The organism is Pandoraea anapnoica (assembly GCF_902459765.1).
GTDB lineage: Bacteria > Pseudomonadota > Gammaproteobacteria > Burkholderiales > Burkholderiaceae > Pandoraea > Pandoraea anapnoica.
This window is the reverse complement of record NZ_CABPSP010000003.1, coordinates 421372-437032: the sequence shown is the minus strand read 5'-3', so window position 1 is coordinate 437032 and position 15661 is coordinate 421372. Positions and strand designations below refer to the sequence as shown.

The 15661-nt window shown below is 64.1% G+C and carries 14 protein-coding genes; 11 read left to right on the top strand and 3 right to left on the bottom strand.

What is annotated here, in order from left to right; translation table 11 throughout:
• Positions 1-59: 59 nt before the first annotated feature.
• The 3 genes from PAN31117_RS07665 to aroG all read left to right on the top strand — a co-directional run bounded on the left by PAN31117_RS07665 (position 60) and on the right by aroG (position 3988).
• Positions 60-917 (top strand): carbon-nitrogen hydrolase family protein, encoded by an 858-nt coding sequence (locus PAN31117_RS07665; RefSeq protein WP_150737640.1) that lies wholly within the window; start codon positions 60-62, stop codon positions 915-917.
• 104 nt (positions 918-1021) lie between these two features.
• Positions 1022-2482 (top strand): metalloprotease TldD, encoded by a 1461-nt coding sequence (tldD, locus tag PAN31117_RS07660; protein WP_150661735.1) that lies wholly within the window; start codon positions 1022-1024, stop codon positions 2480-2482.
• Between the two features lie 432 nt (positions 2483-2914).
• On the top strand, positions 2915-3988 hold the full coding sequence (aroG, locus tag PAN31117_RS07655) for a 3-deoxy-7-phosphoheptulonate synthase AroG (RefSeq protein ID WP_150737639.1): 1074 nt from the start codon (positions 2915-2917) through the stop codon (positions 3986-3988).
• 108 nt (positions 3989-4096) lie between these two features.
• Here aroG and PAN31117_RS07650 read toward each other — a convergent pair whose 3' ends face one another.
• Complete coding sequence (locus PAN31117_RS07650; protein WP_150737638.1) at positions 4097-4660, bottom strand: cob(I)yrinic acid a,c-diamide adenosyltransferase; 564 nt, start codon at positions 4658-4660, stop codon at positions 4097-4099.
• A 307-nt stretch (positions 4661-4967) separates the two neighbouring features.
• On the opposite strand from PAN31117_RS07650, the gene PAN31117_RS07645 reads away from it, so the two are divergent.
• Genes PAN31117_RS07645 through glcE form a run of 4 tightly spaced genes read left to right on the top strand, consistent with a single transcriptional unit; the run spans position 4968 to position 9894 of the window.
• Positions 4968-6389, top strand: coding sequence for an FAD-binding oxidoreductase (locus PAN31117_RS07645; RefSeq protein ID WP_150737637.1), 1422 nt, complete (start codon positions 4968-4970; stop codon positions 6387-6389).
• 7 nt (positions 6390-6396) lie between these two features.
• Positions 6397-7941, top strand: coding sequence for an FAD-linked oxidase C-terminal domain-containing protein (locus tag PAN31117_RS07640; protein WP_174990864.1), 1545 nt, complete (start codon positions 6397-6399; stop codon positions 7939-7941).
• 1 nt (position 7942) lies between these two features.
• Positions 7943-8812: an ion transporter gene (locus PAN31117_RS07635; RefSeq protein ID WP_150737636.1), complete on the top strand. Its 870-nt coding sequence runs from the start codon at positions 7943-7945 to the stop codon at positions 8810-8812.
• On the top strand, positions 8812-9894 hold the full coding sequence (gene glcE / locus PAN31117_RS07630) for a glycolate oxidase subunit GlcE (protein ID WP_150737635.1): 1083 nt from the start codon (positions 8812-8814) through the stop codon (positions 9892-9894). Before PAN31117_RS07635 ends, glcE begins: the two co-directional genes overlap by 1 nt.
• 22 nt (positions 9895-9916) lie before the next feature.
• Here the strand turns inward: glcE and PAN31117_RS07625 are convergent, their stop codons facing one another.
• A complete protein-coding gene (locus PAN31117_RS07625; protein WP_150737753.1) occupies positions 9917-11407 on the bottom strand; it encodes an aminotransferase-like domain-containing protein in 1491 nt (496 codons plus the stop codon).
• 254 nt (positions 11408-11661) lie between these two features.
• Here PAN31117_RS07625 and PAN31117_RS07620 point away from each other — a divergent pair, with 254 nt between their 5' ends.
• Positions 11662-12024, top strand: coding sequence for a hypothetical protein (locus PAN31117_RS07620; RefSeq protein WP_150737634.1), 363 nt, complete (start codon positions 11662-11664; stop codon positions 12022-12024).
• 89 nt (positions 12025-12113) lie between these two features.
• Here PAN31117_RS07620 and PAN31117_RS07615 read toward each other — a convergent pair whose 3' ends face one another.
• Entirely contained in the window at positions 12114-12611 is a 498-nt protein-coding gene (locus tag PAN31117_RS07615) for a glutathione peroxidase (protein WP_150737633.1), read from the bottom strand.
• A 221-nt stretch (positions 12612-12832) separates the two neighbouring features.
• Between PAN31117_RS07615 and PAN31117_RS07610 the strand changes: the two genes are divergently transcribed.
• The 3 genes from PAN31117_RS07610 to PAN31117_RS07600 all read left to right on the top strand — a co-directional run bounded on the left by PAN31117_RS07610 (position 12833) and on the right by PAN31117_RS07600 (position 15637).
• Complete coding sequence (locus tag PAN31117_RS07610; protein WP_150737632.1) at positions 12833-13546, top strand: YggS family pyridoxal phosphate-dependent enzyme; 714 nt, start codon at positions 12833-12835, stop codon at positions 13544-13546.
• A 75-nt stretch (positions 13547-13621) separates the two neighbouring features.
• Positions 13622-14434, top strand: a complete 813-nt coding sequence (proC, locus tag PAN31117_RS07605) for a pyrroline-5-carboxylate reductase (RefSeq protein WP_150737631.1) — start codon at positions 13622-13624, stop codon at positions 14432-14434.
• Between the two features lie 171 nt (positions 14435-14605).
• On the top strand, positions 14606-15637 hold the full coding sequence (locus tag PAN31117_RS07600; RefSeq protein ID WP_150737630.1) for an N-acetylmuramoyl-L-alanine amidase: 1032 nt from the start codon (positions 14606-14608) through the stop codon (positions 15635-15637).
• Positions 15638-15661 lie beyond the last annotated feature (24 nt).

The window sequence follows — 15661 nt, the reverse complement described above, 5'->3', positions numbered from 1 at the left end:
CGACAGCAACCCTGCTACGACCCAGCTAAAATCATTACCGCCCCCGACATCAGCGATCCATGACAAGTCCCGATACGAAGTCAACCGCCCAGGCCGCCCCGACCGGCGCGTCCGTTCGCGTGGCCGCCGCGCAAATGGTGAGCGCGCCCGACGTCGACCGAAACCTGCGTGAAGCCGCCCGTCTGGTGGCCGAAGCAGCAGACGCCGGAGCCGAGTTGGTGCTGCTGCCGGAGTATTTCTGCTACATGGGACACCGCGACACCGACAAGCTCGCGCTGCGCGAAACACCGGGCAGTGGTCCGATTCAGGACTTTCTGGCGGAAACGGCTCGCCGCTACGGTGTCTGGCTCATCGGCGGCACGCTGCCGCTGGCCGCACCGGAGCCCGAGCGTGTGCTCAACACGACGCTGGTCTTCACGCCGGACGGTGCGCCCGCCGCGCGCTACGACAAGATCCACCTGTTCAACTTCGTCAAAGGTGAGGAAGCCTATGACGAAGCGCGCACCATTCGTCCCGGCGACGCCGTCCGCACGTTTGAAGCGCCGTTCGGGCGCGTGGGCCTGTCGGTGTGTTACGACCTGCGTTTTCCCGAGTTGTACCGGGCGATGGGCGACTGTACGCTCATGGTCGTACCCGCCGCCTTTACCTACACCACGGGCCGCGCGCACTGGGAATTGCTGCTGCGCGCGCGGGCCGTCGAGAACCAATGCTACGTGCTGGCGTCCGCGCAGGGCGGGCACCACGAGAACGGGCGGCGCACCTGGGGGCATTCCATGCTGATCGACCCTTGGGGTGAGATCGTCGCCCAGCGCGAAGCGGAAGGCGCTGGCGTGGTCGTGGGCGAGATCGATCCTGCCCGGCTGGTCGGCGTTCGCCAGAGTCTGCCCGCCTGGCGTCACCGCGTGCTGCAAGGCTGATCGATATGTCCGGCACCTGCGCCCCGCGCCGCGTTGACTTCGCCATGTTGACTTCGACGAATTCGCCCTCATCTACCGAATACATTTCCTTGGCCTGACACCGCATGAAAATCATCGACACCGGCATCCAGAACCTGGCCACGGCCCGCGAGCTGCTGCTCACGCCGTACGGCCTTGACGAAAGCCACCTTCAACGCGCGCTCGGCGACATCTTCACGCACCGCGTGGATTACGCCGATCTGTACTTCCAGTACACCCGCAGCGAGGCGTGGAGCCTGGAGGAAGGCATCGTCAAATCGGGTTCGTTCTCGATCGATCAGGGCGTGGGCGTGCGCGCCATCGTGGGCGATCGCACCGCTTTCGCCTATTCCGATGACATCTCCGAAATCGCCCTCAAGGACGCCGCAGCCGCCACGCGCAGCATCGCCACGGCCGGACGCGGGCGCGTGAAGGTCGGCAGCAAGCTGGCCAGCGCCACCGGCCACGGGCTGTACCTGCCGTCCGATCCGCTCGCCTCGCTCGACGCCAACGGCAAGGTCGCGCTGCTCGAACGCATCGAGAAGCTCGCCCGTGCGCGCGATCCGCGTGTGTCGCAGGTCATGGCCGGTCTGGCCGGTGAATACGACGTCGTGCTCGTGGCCCGCAGCGACGGCGTGATCGCCGCCGACGTGCGCCCGCTCGTGCGCGTGTCCGTCACCGTCATCGTCGAATCCAATGGCCGTCGCGAAATCGGCAACAGCGGCGGTGGCGCGCGTCTCGACTACGCCTACTTCACCGACGACCTGCTCGAAAAGTACGTCAAGGAAGCTGTGGACGGCGCCATCGTCAAGCTCGACGCCCGCCCCGCACCGGCCGGTGCGATGACCGTCGTGCTCGGCCCGGGCTGGCCCGGGGTGCTGCTGCACGAAGCCATCGGCCACGGCCTGGAAGGCGACTTCAACCGCAAGGGCTCGTCGGCGTTTTCAGGCCGTCTGGGCGAGCGCGTGGCGGCCAAGGGCGTCACGGTGGTCGACGACGGCACGCTGTCGAACCGCCGCGGCTCGCTGAACATCGACGACGAAGGCAACCCGACGCAGTGCACCACGCTCATCGAAGACGGCATTCTGAAGGGCTACATGCAGGACAGCCTGAATGCCCGCCTGATGAAGATGCCGGTCACAGGCAACGGCCGTCGCGAGTCGTACGCCGCGCTGCCGATGCCGCGCATGACCAACACGTACATGCTCGGTGGCGACAAGGACCCCGAGGAAATCATCAAGTCGGTCAAACATGGGCTGTACGCCGTGAACTTCGGCGGCGGTCAGGTCGACATCACCAACGGCAAGTTCGTGTTCTCGATGTCCGAGGCGTACATGATCGAGGACGGCAAGATCACGTACCCGGTCAAGGGCGCGACGCTCATCGGCAACGGCCCGGAATCGCTCAAGGACGTGACGATGATCGGCAACGACATGGCGCTGGACTCAGGGGTGGGCGTGTGCGGCAAGGAAGGCCAGAGCGTGCCGGTGGGCGTGGGCCAGCCGACGCTGCGCATCGAAAACATGACGGTCGGCGGTACGGCCTGATCGACACAGTTTGCGCACCGCAAAAAATGCGTAAAGCTTAGCAAAGCGCCCGGGTCAAACCGGGCGTTTTCGCATGTTTTTCGAAAAACACGATTTTTTGACGCAAAACAAGACACAAAAATGCGGTATTTCCGCGCGTTTTCCCACCGATCAGCGGCCCGACGCGGTTGCAGCGTCATTCGATTAGGCGTATAAAGTTGTTTCTGTGCACGGCAAACCGCCTGCAAAGCAATGTCCAAGACATCCTTCATGACCGCCAATAAGTTTTACTTTTACTTTTTTGCGTATCTCACACCGCTGGCGGATGGAGAGGGACAGTTGCAGCAGTAAGCACCGAACGAATCCTGAAAAACCGCCAGCGAGTCTGGCGGTTTTTTTTTGACCCGAATCTCGAGAAACGAACCGCAGTCCGAACTGCCCAGGAGAAAAAACATGCCTCCCCACAACACCGATGATGTCCGTATTCGCGAACTCAAGGAACTGACGCCCCCGGCGCACCTGATTCGCGAATACCCCTGCTCTGAAAAGAGCGCGGACCTCATCCATCGCTCGCGTGGCGCCATTCATCGCGTGCTGCACGGCATGGAGGACCGTCTGGTCGTCATCATCGGCCCGTGCTCGATTCACGACCCGAAGGCTGCGCTGGAATACGCGGCGCGTCTGGTCGAGCAACGCGAACGTCTGAAGGGCGAGCTGGAAATCGTGATGCGCGTGTACTTCGAGAAGCCGCGCACGACGGTGGGCTGGAAGGGTCTGATCAACGACCCGCACATGGACAACAGCTTCAAGATCAACGACGGTCTGCGTTTGGCGCGCGAACTGCTCGCCCAGATCAACGAGATGGGTCTGCCCGCCGGCACGGAATACCTCGACATGATCAGCCCGCAGTACATCGCCGATCTCGTGTCGTGGGGTGCCATCGGCGCACGCACCACGGAATCGCAGGTGCACCGCGAACTCGCATCGGGTCTGTCGTGCCCGGTCGGCTTCAAGAACGGCACCGACGGTAACGTGAAAATCGCCGTGGACGCCATCAAAGCCGCATCGCAACCGCACCATTTCCTGTCGGTGACGAAGGGCGGCCACTCGGCCATCGTGTCGACCGCAGGCAATGAAGACTGCCACCTGATCCTGCGCGGCGGCAAAGCGCCGAACTACGACGCCGCCAGCGTGCAGACCGCCTGCGACGACATCGCCAAGCAAGGGCTGGCCGCGCGCGTGATGATCGACGCATCGCACGCCAACAGCCAGAAGAAGCACGAGAACCAAATCCCGGTGTGCGACGACATCGCCCGCCAGATCGCCGGTGGCGACGACCGCATCATCGGCGTGATGGTCGAGTCGCACCTCGTGGCTGGCCGTCAGGACCATGTGCCGGGCAAGGAACTGACCTACGGTCAGAGCATTACCGACGCCTGCATCGACTGGGAAGACAGCCTGAAGGTACTCGACACGCTGGCCGACGCCGTGCGCGCCCGCCGCGTGGCACGCGGCGCTGGCAACTGATCGACATCCGTCAGCGAAGACGTCAACAAGTGAAGGGCGACCGATGAAGCATCGGTCGCTCTTTTTGCATACTGCGCGTGTCGGCGAAGGCGCGGGCGCCCGGCGCTCTTACTCTGCTTCGCCCGTCGTGCGCTCACGCTGCCAGAGCACGTCGCTGCCGCCCCCCGCACGGTTGAGCACACGAGCCAGCACGAACATCAGGTCCGACAAGCGGTTGATGTATTGACGCGGGGCGGGGGCGACGGTCTCGTCGGCCCCAAGCGCCACCATCGCCCGCTCGGCTCGGCGCGACACCGTGCGCACCACGTGCGCGAGTGCTGCGGCGCGCGTGCCGCCCGGCAGAATGAATTCCTTGAGCGGCGGCAGATCGGCGTTGTAGTGCGCCAGCCATTCGTCGAGCTTGGCCACCTGTGCGTCCGTCAGCAATGTGTGACGGGGCATGCTCAGCTCGCCACCGAGATCGAACAGGTCGTGCTGAATATCCAGCAGCATGGCCCGCACATCTTGCGGCAAGTCCTCGCACAGCAGCACGCCGATGTGCGAATTGGTCTCATCGATTTCGCCAATGGCGACGATGCGCAGGCTAAACTTGTCGACGCGTGCGCCGTCGCCCAGGCCGGTCTTGCCACCGTCGCCGGTACGCGTGACGATCTTGCTCAAACGATTCCCCATCTTCTGATACCTACCCCTTGCGGCACATCTTGCCCGCCGGCCCCTATCCGGGCACCGGACGACCTGCCTTTTTGATTGAAATTGACCGCACTGCCATGCCCTGCCTATTTTTCAGGCAATTCCGATGGCACTGAGATACGGCAAGTCCGTATGATATGACGCAAAGTGTGGGGAAAAACGCCGTCACAGCGTAAAATCCCCGCTCATGAGGTGTCAGGGCGTGCACCGCGCGCCCGAGACCCCGCCCGATATGGTGTCCGCCCACGCCCACCGGCCATGGCGGCCCGGAGACCCGAAGGAGAAAGCCGTGAATCATCCTCATCTGCCGTTCGCCGCCAAGCGTCCGTTCCCCGACGCCCTGCTCACCGAGTTGCAAGCCCTACTGGGCGAGCGCGTGAGCACCAAGGAAGCGCTGCGCGAACATCACGGCCGGGACGAGTCTCCGTTCGACCCCATGCTGCCTGACGCGGTCGCCTTCGCGCACAGCACGGAAGAGGTCTCGCAGATCGTCAAACTTTGTGCGAAACACAACGTCCCCATCATCCCCTACGGTGCGGGTTCGTCGCTCGAAGGTCATCTGCTCGCGGTCGAAGGCGGTTTGTCGCTCGATCTGTCGGAGATGAACCAGATCGTCTCGATCAACGCCGAGGACCTGACCGTCACCACGCAGCCCGGCATTTCGCGCAAGGCGCTGAACGAAGCGCTGCGCGACACGGGCTTGTTCTTCCCGATCGATCCGGGCGCGGACGCCAGCATCGGCGGCATGTGCGCCACGCGTGCCTCGGGCACCAACGCCGTGCGGTACGGCACGATGCGCGAGAACGTACTGGCCCTGACCGTGGTGCTCGCCGACGGCCGCATCATCCACACCGGCACACGCGCACGCAAGTCGTCGGCCGGCTACGACCTTACGCGCCTGTTCGTGGGCAGCGAAGGCACGTTGGGCATCATCACCGAAGCCACGGTGCGGCTGTATCCGCAGCCCGAAGCCGTCTCGGCGGCGATCTGCTCGTTCCCGAGCATGACGGACGCCGTGAACTGCACCATCCAGACGATCCAGTTGGGCGTGCCGGTCGCACGTGTCGAATTCGTCGACGCGCTGGCCGTGCGTGCCATCAACAAGCACTCCAAGCTGGAGCTACCGGAAACGCAGACGTTGTTCTTCGAATTCCACGGCAGCGAAGCTGGCGTGCAGGAACAGGCGCAGACGGTCGAGGAACTGGCCAAGGACAACGGCGGCACCGGTTTCGAGTGGGCCACGCGTACCGAAGACCGCAACCGTTTGTGGAGTGCGCGCCACAGCGCCTACTTCGCGATGCTCCAGCTTCAACCGGGCTGCCGCGCAGTGACGACGGACGTCTGCGTGCCGATCTCACGTCTGGCCGAGTGCGTCGGCGAGACGGAAGACGACCTGAAAGGCTCCTACCTGACGTGCCCGATCGTGGGCCACGTGGGCGATGGCAATTTCCACGTCGCGATTCTCATCGATCCGGACAAACCGGCAGACATCGAAGAAGCCGAGCGCCTGAATCAGCGCATTGTCGAACGCGCCATCCGCATGGGGGGCACCTGCACCGGCGAACATGGCGTCGGCCTGCACAAGATGGGCTTCCTCGTGACGGAACATGGCGAAGACGCCATCGACGTCATGCGCGCGATCAAGACATCGCTCGATCCGCACAATCTGCTCAATCCGGGCAAGATTTTCCGGTTGCGTGCTGCGGGCTGAGCGCCGCATGAACGCGCCCGTGACCCCGCAAAGCCAGCCCAACCCGTCCGGTGAAACGCCGGCGGGCATCACGCCTATCGACGCCGAAGCGCTGGCTACGCGACAGCGCCAGTTGCTCGACGCGCTCGCCAGAATCCTGCCGCCGCATTGCATCCTCCATCGTCGCGAGGACACCACGCCCTACGAATGCGACGGCCTCGCCGCGTATCGTCGCGTGCCGCTCGCGGTCGTGTTGCCGGAGTCCGAATCGCAGGTGCAGCGCATTTTGCAGGCGTGCCACCAGCTCGGTATTCCGGTGGTGCCGCGTGGTGCGGGCACGAGCCTGTCCGGCGGCGCGATGCCGATCTCGGACGGCCTGGTGCTCTCGCTCGCGAAGTTCAAGAAAATCGTCGAGGTCGATCCGTATGCTCGCACGGCAACCGTGCAGCCAGGCGTTCGCAATCTCGCGATCTCGGAAGCCGCTGCGCCCTACGGGCTGTATTACGCGCCCGATCCGTCGTCGCAGATCGCCTGCACCATCGGCGGCAATGTTGCGGAGAACTCCGGCGGCGTGCACTGCCTGAAGTACGGTCTGACGGTGCATAACGTGCTGCGGGTGCGCGCCATCACCATGTCGGGCGAAGCCATCGAATTCGGCTCGCTCGGGCCCGACGCGCCCGGACTCGATCTGCTCTCGGTCTTCATCGGCAGCGAGGGCATGTTCGGTGTCGTGACCGAAATCACCGTCAAGCTGATACCCAAAGCCCAGACGGCGCAGGTCATCATGGCGAGCTTCGACGACGTGGAGACCGGCGGCAACGCCGTCGCCGCGATCATCGCCGCGGGTATCATCCCTGCCGGGCTGGAGATGATGGACAAGCCGGCCACGCAGGCCGTCGAGGAGTTCGTCCACGCGGGGTACGATCTGGACGCTGCCGCCATCCTGCTTTGCGAATCGGACGGCACGCCGGAAGAAGTCGCCGAGGAGATCCTGCGCATCTCACATGTGCTGCGCACCTCGGGCGCGACGCGGCTGCAGATTTCACGCAGCGAGGAAGAGCGCCTGCGCTTCTGGTCCGGACGCAAGAACGCGTTCCCCGCCGCCGGGCGCATCTCGCCGGACTATTACTGCATGGACGGCACGATTCCACGCCGTGCGATTGGGACATTACTCAAACGCATCGAAGGTTTGGAACAACAATATGGGTTGCGCTGTATTAACGTCTTTCACGCGGGAGACGGCAATATGCATCCGCTCATTCTTTTCAACGGTAACGATCTGGACGAATGGCATCGCGCCGAGGCATTCGGTTGCGACATTCTCGAGGCGTGCGTCGAACTCGGCGGCACGATCACGGGCGAACACGGCGTGGGCATCGAGAAGATCAACTCAATGTGCGTGCAGTTCTCGGCGCAGGAACGCGATGCGTTCTTCGGCGTGAAGCGCGCATTCGATCCGGTCGGGCTGCTCAATCCGGACAAGGGCATTCCCACACGCGCGCGCTGTGCCGAGTACGGCAAGCAGCACGTGCGCGGGGGTCTGCTGCCGCACCCCGATCTGCCGAGGTTCTGACATGCGCCCGCTGTCGGAGTGGCTGCCGCACGATTGGCGGCAGCGTCTTTACATCATCATTTTCGAAGCCGACACGCGCGAAGGCCGGCTGTTCGACATCGCCCTGCTAATCGCCATCGTGCTGTCGGTCCTCACGGTGGTCGTGTCCAGCGTACCGGCGGTACAGGCCGCGATGCCGCTACCGATGGCCATTCTCGAATGGTTCTTCACGCTGCTCTTCACGGCAGAGTACATCGCCCGACTACTTAGCGCACACCGGCCGATGCGTTACGCGCTGTCGTTCTACGGTCTCATCGATCTGCTCGCCATCCTGCCGACCTATCTCGCGATTCTCGTGCCGGAGCTGCATGGGCTGATCGACGTGCGTCTACTGCGACTGATGCGCGCCTTCCGGATTCTGAAGCTCACCGCCTACGTGAACGAGGCCGGCGTGCTGAGCATTGCGTTGTATAACGCGCGTCGCAAGATCCTCGTGTTTCTCGGGTTCATCTCGATCATCGTGGTGATCTTCGGCACGCTCATGCACATCATCGAAGGCCCCGAACATGGCTTTACCAGCATTCCGGTCGGCATCTACTGGGCCATCGTGACGTTGACGACGACCGGCTACGGCGACGTCGTGCCCGTCACCGGGCTGGGCAAGGCGATCACCGGTTTCGTGATGTTGCTTGGCTATAGCGTGATCGCGATTCCCACGGGCATCATGGGCGCCGAGATTCATTCGGCCATGCGCCGCACGACCGTGACCACGCGCACCTGCCGCCAGTGCCAGACCGAAGGACACGACCCCGACGCGCGCTTCTGCAAGCATTGCGGCAGCGAACTCGGGCCTTACCAGACCGACTCCACCCCGCCGCCTGAACCGAGCTGATGACCGACACGACCGACACCATCGAGCAATTCCGCGCCGTCATCGAACACGCCACCGCGCGCCGCGCACCGCTCCAGCTTCGCGGCGGCGGCACCAAAGCCTGGTACGGCCAGCAACGTGTGGGGGAAGTCCTCGACACGCGTGCTTATAGCGGCATCGTCGCGTACGACCCGGCCGAGCTGGTCATCACCGCGCGTTGCGGCACCTCGCTCGCCGAGATCGAAGCCGCGCTTGCCGAACGTAATCAGTTGCTGCCGTTCGAGCCGCCCTACTTCGGCCCGGGCGCGACGATTGGCGGGGCCGTCGCCGCCGGACTTGCGGGCCCGCGTCGCAGCGCTGTCGGGTCGGTGCGCGATTTCGTGCTCGGCGCGAAGCTGATGGACGGCCGCGGACATGTGCTGAATTTCGGTGGACAGGTGATGAAGAACGTCGCCGGTTACGACGTCTCACGCATGCTCGCCGGCTCGCTCGGCACGCTGGGCCTGATTCTGGAAGTGTCGCTGAAGGTGTTGCCACAGCCGTTCGCGGAATTGACGCTGCAATTCGAAATGAACGCCATCGACGCGGTGCGCAAGCTCAACGAATGGGGCGGCCAGCCGCTGCCGATTACGGGCAGCGCGTGGCGCAGCGACCTGCTGGTGATTCGACTGGCAGGGGCATCGGCGGCGATCAAGGCGGCGCGCGTGAAGATGGGCGGTGAGCTGGTTGACGCCATTCACGCGGCCAAGTTCTGGCACGCCATTCGCGAGCAGACCGACAACTTCTTTGCCGATGCGGGGCCGGGACAGGCCTTGTGGCGTCTGGCGGTGCCGTCGACAGCGGAACCTCACCGTCTGCCGGGCAAGCAACTCATCGAGTGGGGCGGCGCGCAGCGCTGGTGGATTACAGACGCCGACGCGCAAATCGTGCGCTCGGCCGCGCGCCAGGACGGTGGACACGCCACGCTCTTCCGCTACGGCGAGCCGGGAGTGAGTGTCTTCACGCCGCTGCCCGCGCCGGTCATGCGCATCCATCGGAATCTGAAGGCCGTGTTCGATCCCGCCGGCATCTTCAATCCGGGACGGATGTACCCCGAGTTCTGATCGGTTCAGTGGTTCCGTGGCGTCAGCCGGTGGCGTCCAGCAGTCGAATGACTTCGGACGCCAGCGTGCGCACGGCGCGGTCGACGTCGCGCGTGAACGGTTGTCCGCCGTTAATGCGCAGGAAGTTGTCGTAGCGCGACGAGTTGGAAAAGAGGCTGCCTGGTGCGACGCGAATGCCTTTCGCCAGCGCCGCGTCGAACAACCTTTCGGAACTCACGCTCCCCGGCATTTCCACCCACAAACTCAGACCACCGGCGGGTTGCGTCAGCCGTGTGCCTGCCGGGAAATACGTGGCGATCGCTTCGGCCATCGCCCCACGGTGTTCGCGCAACTGCACGCGCAGGCGTCTCAAATGACGATCAAAACGCGGCGAATCCATGAACTCACCCATCGCGATCTGCGCCAGCGCTTCGTTCGGACGCGTCTGCGCGTACTTCAGCATCTCCACCCGCCACTGCCATTTGCCGCCCGCGATCCAGCCCAGGCGCATGCCGGGCGCGAGCGTCTTGTGCAGCGACGCGCAGTGAATCACGTTGCCCGTCGTGTCCCATGACCGAATCGCGGCGGGAACGTTGCCGTCGTCGCCGAGCGAAGAGTAGGTGTCGTCTTCGATGATGGCGATGCCGCGCGACTCGGCCCACTTCACCAATTGCGCCTTGTGCGCGTCCGGCATCACGGAACCGAGTGGATTCTGGAAATGCGGCACGACAATCACCGCCTTGATGTTGTCGTAGGTCTGACTGGCCAGCTCCAGTGCGTCGAGCGAAATTCCGGTTTGCGGACTCGTCGGAATCTCCAGCACCCGGATGCCCATGCTCTCCAGCGTCTGCAACAGCGCGTAGTAGGTGGGCGATTCGACCGCGACCACATCACCCGCACTCGCCACGGCGCGCAGCGCTAAGTTGATCGCCTCGATACAACCGTGCGTGACGACGATTTCGTCCGGATTGATGTTCATGCGCGCTTCGAGCGCCCGACGGGCAATCGCCGAACGAAAACGCGCTTCGCCGCCGCCGGGGGGCGGGGTGCCGTAGAGCAGCGGGTTATCGCGCAGCGCCCGCATGGTCGCCTGCCGCAGCTCGTTTACCGGATACAGCGACGGCGAGCCGTGCGCGACGGCGAGATTGACTTTGACGTCCGCCTGAAGCCCGCGCGCGAGGATCGACGACACGCGCTGATTGATCCCCACGTACTGCATCAGGTCAGGCACCCACGGACGCGGTTCGGCCACCGGCACGACACTCGCCCGCGCGGGCGTGCGCACGAAGTAGCCCGAACGCGGACGCGCTTCGAGCAAGCCCTGCGCTTCGAGGTGACGACACGTCTGCAACGCCGTCGACAGGCTGACCTGATGGCGCTCCATGAGCGCACGCACGCTGGGCATGCGCGCGCCCGGGGCGAGCGTGCCCGCTTCGATGGCGTGACGGTAGTGATCGGCCAGTTGGCGGTAGAGCGGCGTGCGCTCTTCGGCGGCGGCAGACGGGGCGGTCGATTCAGGTGTCGACGCGGGCATCGCGGCGGCTGACGTCAAAGACATGGCGGGTGTCTCGTCTGAGACAGAAAGGTCGGAGTTTGAAATGGCGGCGTCCATGCGCAGATGATCCGGCATCGGACACCACCAGAACAGATACAGATTTGCCGTTTCGGGATCGTAACAGATTGCGCAACGCCCATCTGTTACGGGCGAAACAGCGTGACTGTGTGCCTACCGGGGCCGCGGTGCGGCCGATACGCTGTAGTCGTCTGTTCACTGCACCGGAGTCCATCATGAGCAAGCCTTCTGCCACGCATCTGCCCCCCCAGCCCACCGACTTCTCGCTCGCGCCAGGCCAGTCGTTCCACGGATACGTGAGCCAGGGCACAGTGCTGCACGTCGGGCAAGGGCGGGTAGTGCTCACTCCGGCGTCGCGCTGGCTGGCCGACAGTGTCTGGCGCACCGACGTCTCACTGACAGCGGGCCACGTGTTTGTCACGGAGACCGGCGGCTGGATCACGCTCGCGAGCGATGTGGGCGCGCGAGTCTCATGTCGGGAAGAAGTGGCGGCGTCACCGTCCGGCGTTGCATCGGGACGGCAGTTGGCAGGACGTCTCGAACGCCTGTTCTGGCGGTTTGGACTCCATTTCCGGTAACTTCATGGCGCGCGACCGGCCATTCGCGAACAAACGCTGCGTCGACAGGTAAGTTCGGCCAAAGTCGGCTTGAGCTGTTGAACGACGGCTCAAGCCGGTAGCAACCTCTCGATGTCGGCACGAATCGCTTCGGGCTTGGCGGTCGGTGCATAGCGTGCGATCACATTGCCCGACGCGTCGACGAGAAACTTGGTGAAATTCCACTTGATAGCCTTCGTTCCAAGCACGCCGCGCTTTTCCTGCGTCAGATAGTCGTAGAGCGGAGCGGCCTGGGGGCCTTTGACGTCGACCTTGGCGAACATCGGAAAGCTCACATGAAAGCGCAGATCGCAGAAGCTGCGAATCGCCTGCGCGTCGCCGGGCTCCTGTTTGCCGAACTGATTGCACGGGAACGCCAGCACCTCAAAGCCGCGCGGGCCGAGTTGCTCGTAGAGCTTCTGGAGGCCCGCGTACTGCGGCGTAAAGCCGCATTCGCTGGCCGTGTTCACGATCAGTAGGACCTTGCCGCGATATTGCGACAGGCTCACGGACTCGCCGGCGAGCGTCTGGACGGAAAAATCGTACACGCGCTGCGGTTGGGCGCTCATCGGCGTCTCCCTTTCGATGTTGGCACCGCGCAGTCTGCCACAACGCCGGTCCGGCAGGCGCACAACCCGCCTCCGTTGAGCTTTTGTCGGACACCTGCCACGGGTAGCACCTAGTTATTTGCCCGGTAGCACCTCGGGTGCGTGCACGGCTATAATCGTTCGCTCAACACCGACCCCGCCGATCCTGCCGAAGAATCTGCCGAACCCGCCGAACCTGTCTTATGTCGACCATCGCTGCACATCTCGACGACGTCCTCTCCCGGATTTCCCGTGCGACCGCCAATGCCGGACGACCGGCAGGCAGCGTGCGCCTGCTCGCTGTTTCCAAGACGTTCGGCGCGGATGCCGTGCGCGAAGCGGTCATCGCTGGCCAGCGGGCGTTCGGTGAGAACTACGTGCAGGAAGCGCTCGACAAGATCGCAGCGCTCACCGACGCGCGCGTGGACGGCGAGCCGCTGGAATGGCATTTCATCGGGCCGCTGCAAAGCAACAAGACGCGTCCGGTGGCGGAGCATTTCGACTGGGTCCATTCCGTCGACCGGCTTAAGATTGCCGAACGCCTGAGTGCGCAACGCCCGGCGGATCTGCCGCCTTTGCAGATCTGTCTTCAGGTCAACATCAGCGGCGAAGCGAGCAAGAGCGGCGTGACGCCCGACGAGGTGCCCGCTGTCGCACGCGCCATCGCGGCGCTGCCGAATCTGACGCTGCGCGGCCTGATGGCGATCCCGGAACCGGAAGACGATCCATCGCGTCAGCGCGAGCCGTTCAAGGCGGTGCGCGAACTCTTCGACACCCTGCGCGCAGACGGTCTGGCGCTCGACACGCTCTCAATGGGCATGTCAGGGGACCTCGAAGCGGCCGTGGCCGAGGGTGCGACAATGGTGCGCATCGGCACCGCAATTTTCGGCGCACGCGATTACGGCTCACGGGTCTGATCGCGCAGTGCGAACACAGCAGCAACGTAATAAGCAACGTAGTACGCAACGACACACGCAACGCAAAGGATGGTTATGAGAATTGCATTCATCGGCGGCGGCAACATGGCCAACGCCCTGATCGGCGGACTCGTCAAGCGCGGCACGGCACCGCGCGACATTCTCGCGATCGACGTCAACGAATCGACCCGTGAGGGCCTGGTCAAGCAACACGGCATCGACACCGCCAGCGTGCCGAACGACCGTCTGCGCGACTTCGACACGCTCGTACTGGCCGTCAAACCGCAGGTGCTCAAGGACGTTGCGCAAGCGCTTCAACCGCATCTGAACGGCCAGTTGGTCATCAGCATCGCAGCGGGCATTCGCGCGTCCGATCTGGCCCGCTGGCTCGGCGGCCACAACCAGATCGTGCGCTGCATGCCGAACACGCCCGCGCTGATCGGCAAGGGCATCACCGGTCTGATCGCACTCTCCGGGGTGGATTCGGATCAGCGCAAGCGTGCGGAAAGCGTGCTGAGCGCCGCCGGTGAAATCGTGTGGGTCGACAAGGAAAGCCAGCTCGACGCCGTCACCGCCATCTCCGGCAGCGGCCCGGCCTACGTGTTCTATTTCATCGAAGCGCTGGAGCAGGCGGCGCACGAGCTCGGCTTCACTCCCGAGCAGGGCCGTCAGCTCGCTATCGCGACTTTCACGGGCGCGTCGCAACTCGCGGCCGACTCCACCGAACCGGCCAGCGTGCTGCGTGAGCGCGTGACGTCCAAGGGCGGCACCACCTTCGCAGCGCTCACCTCGTTCGAAAACGACGCGATCAAGGCCGCCATCGTGCGCGGCGTGAAGGCCGCCAACGCCCGCGCCAAGGAACTCGGCGACGAGCTGGGCGACGCCTGATGGCGTTCGGGCGATTCGTCAGCGATGCGCCACTGGCCCATCGCTGCGATGCCTAAGTAGGATCGGCACGCCGGGATCGCATCGCGCGATTCCGGCGTGAGCGTTTTCTAAAAGTCTTCGGCTTGCGGCGACAGCTACGCTGCCAGCATGACAACGCCATGCCGAAGATCGATGCCTCACTTTCGAGAGACGCCGGACGACCTGTTCGCCGCGTCCGCTGCGTCCAACGCCTCGCCACGCCGCAAGTTCCTCACCCGGGCGACCGCCATTTGCTCGGCGCTCGTCGCCACGCCATTGACGCTACACGCCAACGAGTCCGAAGCGTCGGCCTCGTCAGCCTCGTCAGCCTCGTCCGATTCGTCCGATTCGTCCGGCGCCTCCCCCGCTTCGATCTACGACATCGACACGTCGATCGCCTCGCCGAATCAGGCACCCCGCATTCGTACGCTGGTGCTGCACTACACCGCGGTGGATCTGTGCCGGTCGTTGCAAATCCTGACCGATCCCGATCGAACGCCTGCCGTGAGTTCGCATTACCTTATCCCGGACACAGCGGGCGACGACGGGCGCTTCACCGTCTACAGCCTCGCTCCGGAGTCGCGCCTTGCGCACCACGCGGGCGTAAGTTGGTGGTTAGGCGAGCGCCTGCTAAATGGTTCGTCCATCGGTTTGGAGATCGTCAATCTGGGGTTCCCGGCAAGCGACAACCGAGTGCCTCTCATGCAGCGGCAATGGTACGAATATCCGGAGGCGCAGGTTGCCGTCGTCGCGCAACTGGTCATGGATATCGTGCGACGTCATCAGATCGCACCGAACCGAATCGTCGGCCACGCTGACATTGCCCCGGGACGCAAGACCGACCCCGGTCCGCTTTTTCCGTGGAAAGAACTGCACGTGAAGTACGGCATCGGCGCGTGGCCGGATGCTGGCGCCGTGGACTGGTATGTGACACACCGACCGTACGACGGAGACATTGACGCATTACAGGCCAAGTTGCGAGACTATGGCTACGACACGCCGCGAACCGGCGAGCTGGACACGGCAACCCGCAATGTCATCGAATCGTTTCAGATGCATTTCTGCGCATCGGAACGTTACGATGGAGAGCCCGATCCGCCGACGGTCGCGGTTCTCGACGCCCTGCTGGAGAAGTACCTGAACCGGCCCAGGCCGTCCGATGCAGGGGGACCCAGAACCGCGTAAGCGCGAAAAAAGCACGAGAATTGA

Excerpts from the sequence above, each read along its gene's own strand:
- PAN31117_RS07665 (WP_150737640.1), top strand. The coding sequence starts at position 60 with ATGACAAGTCCCGATACGAAGTCAACCGCCCAGGCCGCCCCGACCGGC.
- tldD (WP_150661735.1), top strand. The coding sequence starts at position 1,022 with ATGAAAATCATCGACACCGGCATCCAGAACCTGGCCACGGCCCGCGAG.
- aroG (WP_150737639.1), top strand. The coding sequence starts at position 2,915 with ATGCCTCCCCACAACACCGATGATGTCCGTATTCGCGAACTCAAGGAA.
- PAN31117_RS07650 (WP_150737638.1), bottom strand. The coding sequence starts at position 4,660 with ATGGGGAATCGTTTGAGCAAGATCGTCACGCGTACCGGCGACGGTGGC.
- PAN31117_RS07640 (WP_174990864.1), top strand. The coding sequence starts at position 6,397 with ATGAACGCGCCCGTGACCCCGCAAAGCCAGCCCAACCCGTCCGGTGAA.
- PAN31117_RS07635 (WP_150737636.1), top strand. The coding sequence starts at position 7,943 with ATGCGCCCGCTGTCGGAGTGGCTGCCGCACGATTGGCGGCAGCGTCTT.
- glcE (WP_150737635.1), top strand. The coding sequence starts at position 8,812 with ATGACCGACACGACCGACACCATCGAGCAATTCCGCGCCGTCATCGAA.
- PAN31117_RS07625 (WP_150737753.1), bottom strand. The coding sequence starts at position 11,407 with ATGCCCGCGTCGACACCTGAATCGACCGCCCCGTCTGCCGCCGCCGAA.
- PAN31117_RS07620 (WP_150737634.1), top strand. The coding sequence starts at position 11,662 with ATGAGCAAGCCTTCTGCCACGCATCTGCCCCCCCAGCCCACCGACTTC.
- PAN31117_RS07615 (WP_150737633.1), bottom strand. The coding sequence starts at position 12,611 with ATGAGCGCCCAACCGCAGCGCGTGTACGATTTTTCCGTCCAGACGCTC.
- PAN31117_RS07610 (WP_150737632.1), top strand. The coding sequence starts at position 12,833 with ATGTCGACCATCGCTGCACATCTCGACGACGTCCTCTCCCGGATTTCC.
- proC (WP_150737631.1), top strand. The coding sequence starts at position 13,622 with ATGAGAATTGCATTCATCGGCGGCGGCAACATGGCCAACGCCCTGATC.
- PAN31117_RS07600 (WP_150737630.1), top strand. The coding sequence starts at position 14,606 with ATGCCTCACTTTCGAGAGACGCCGGACGACCTGTTCGCCGCGTCCGCT.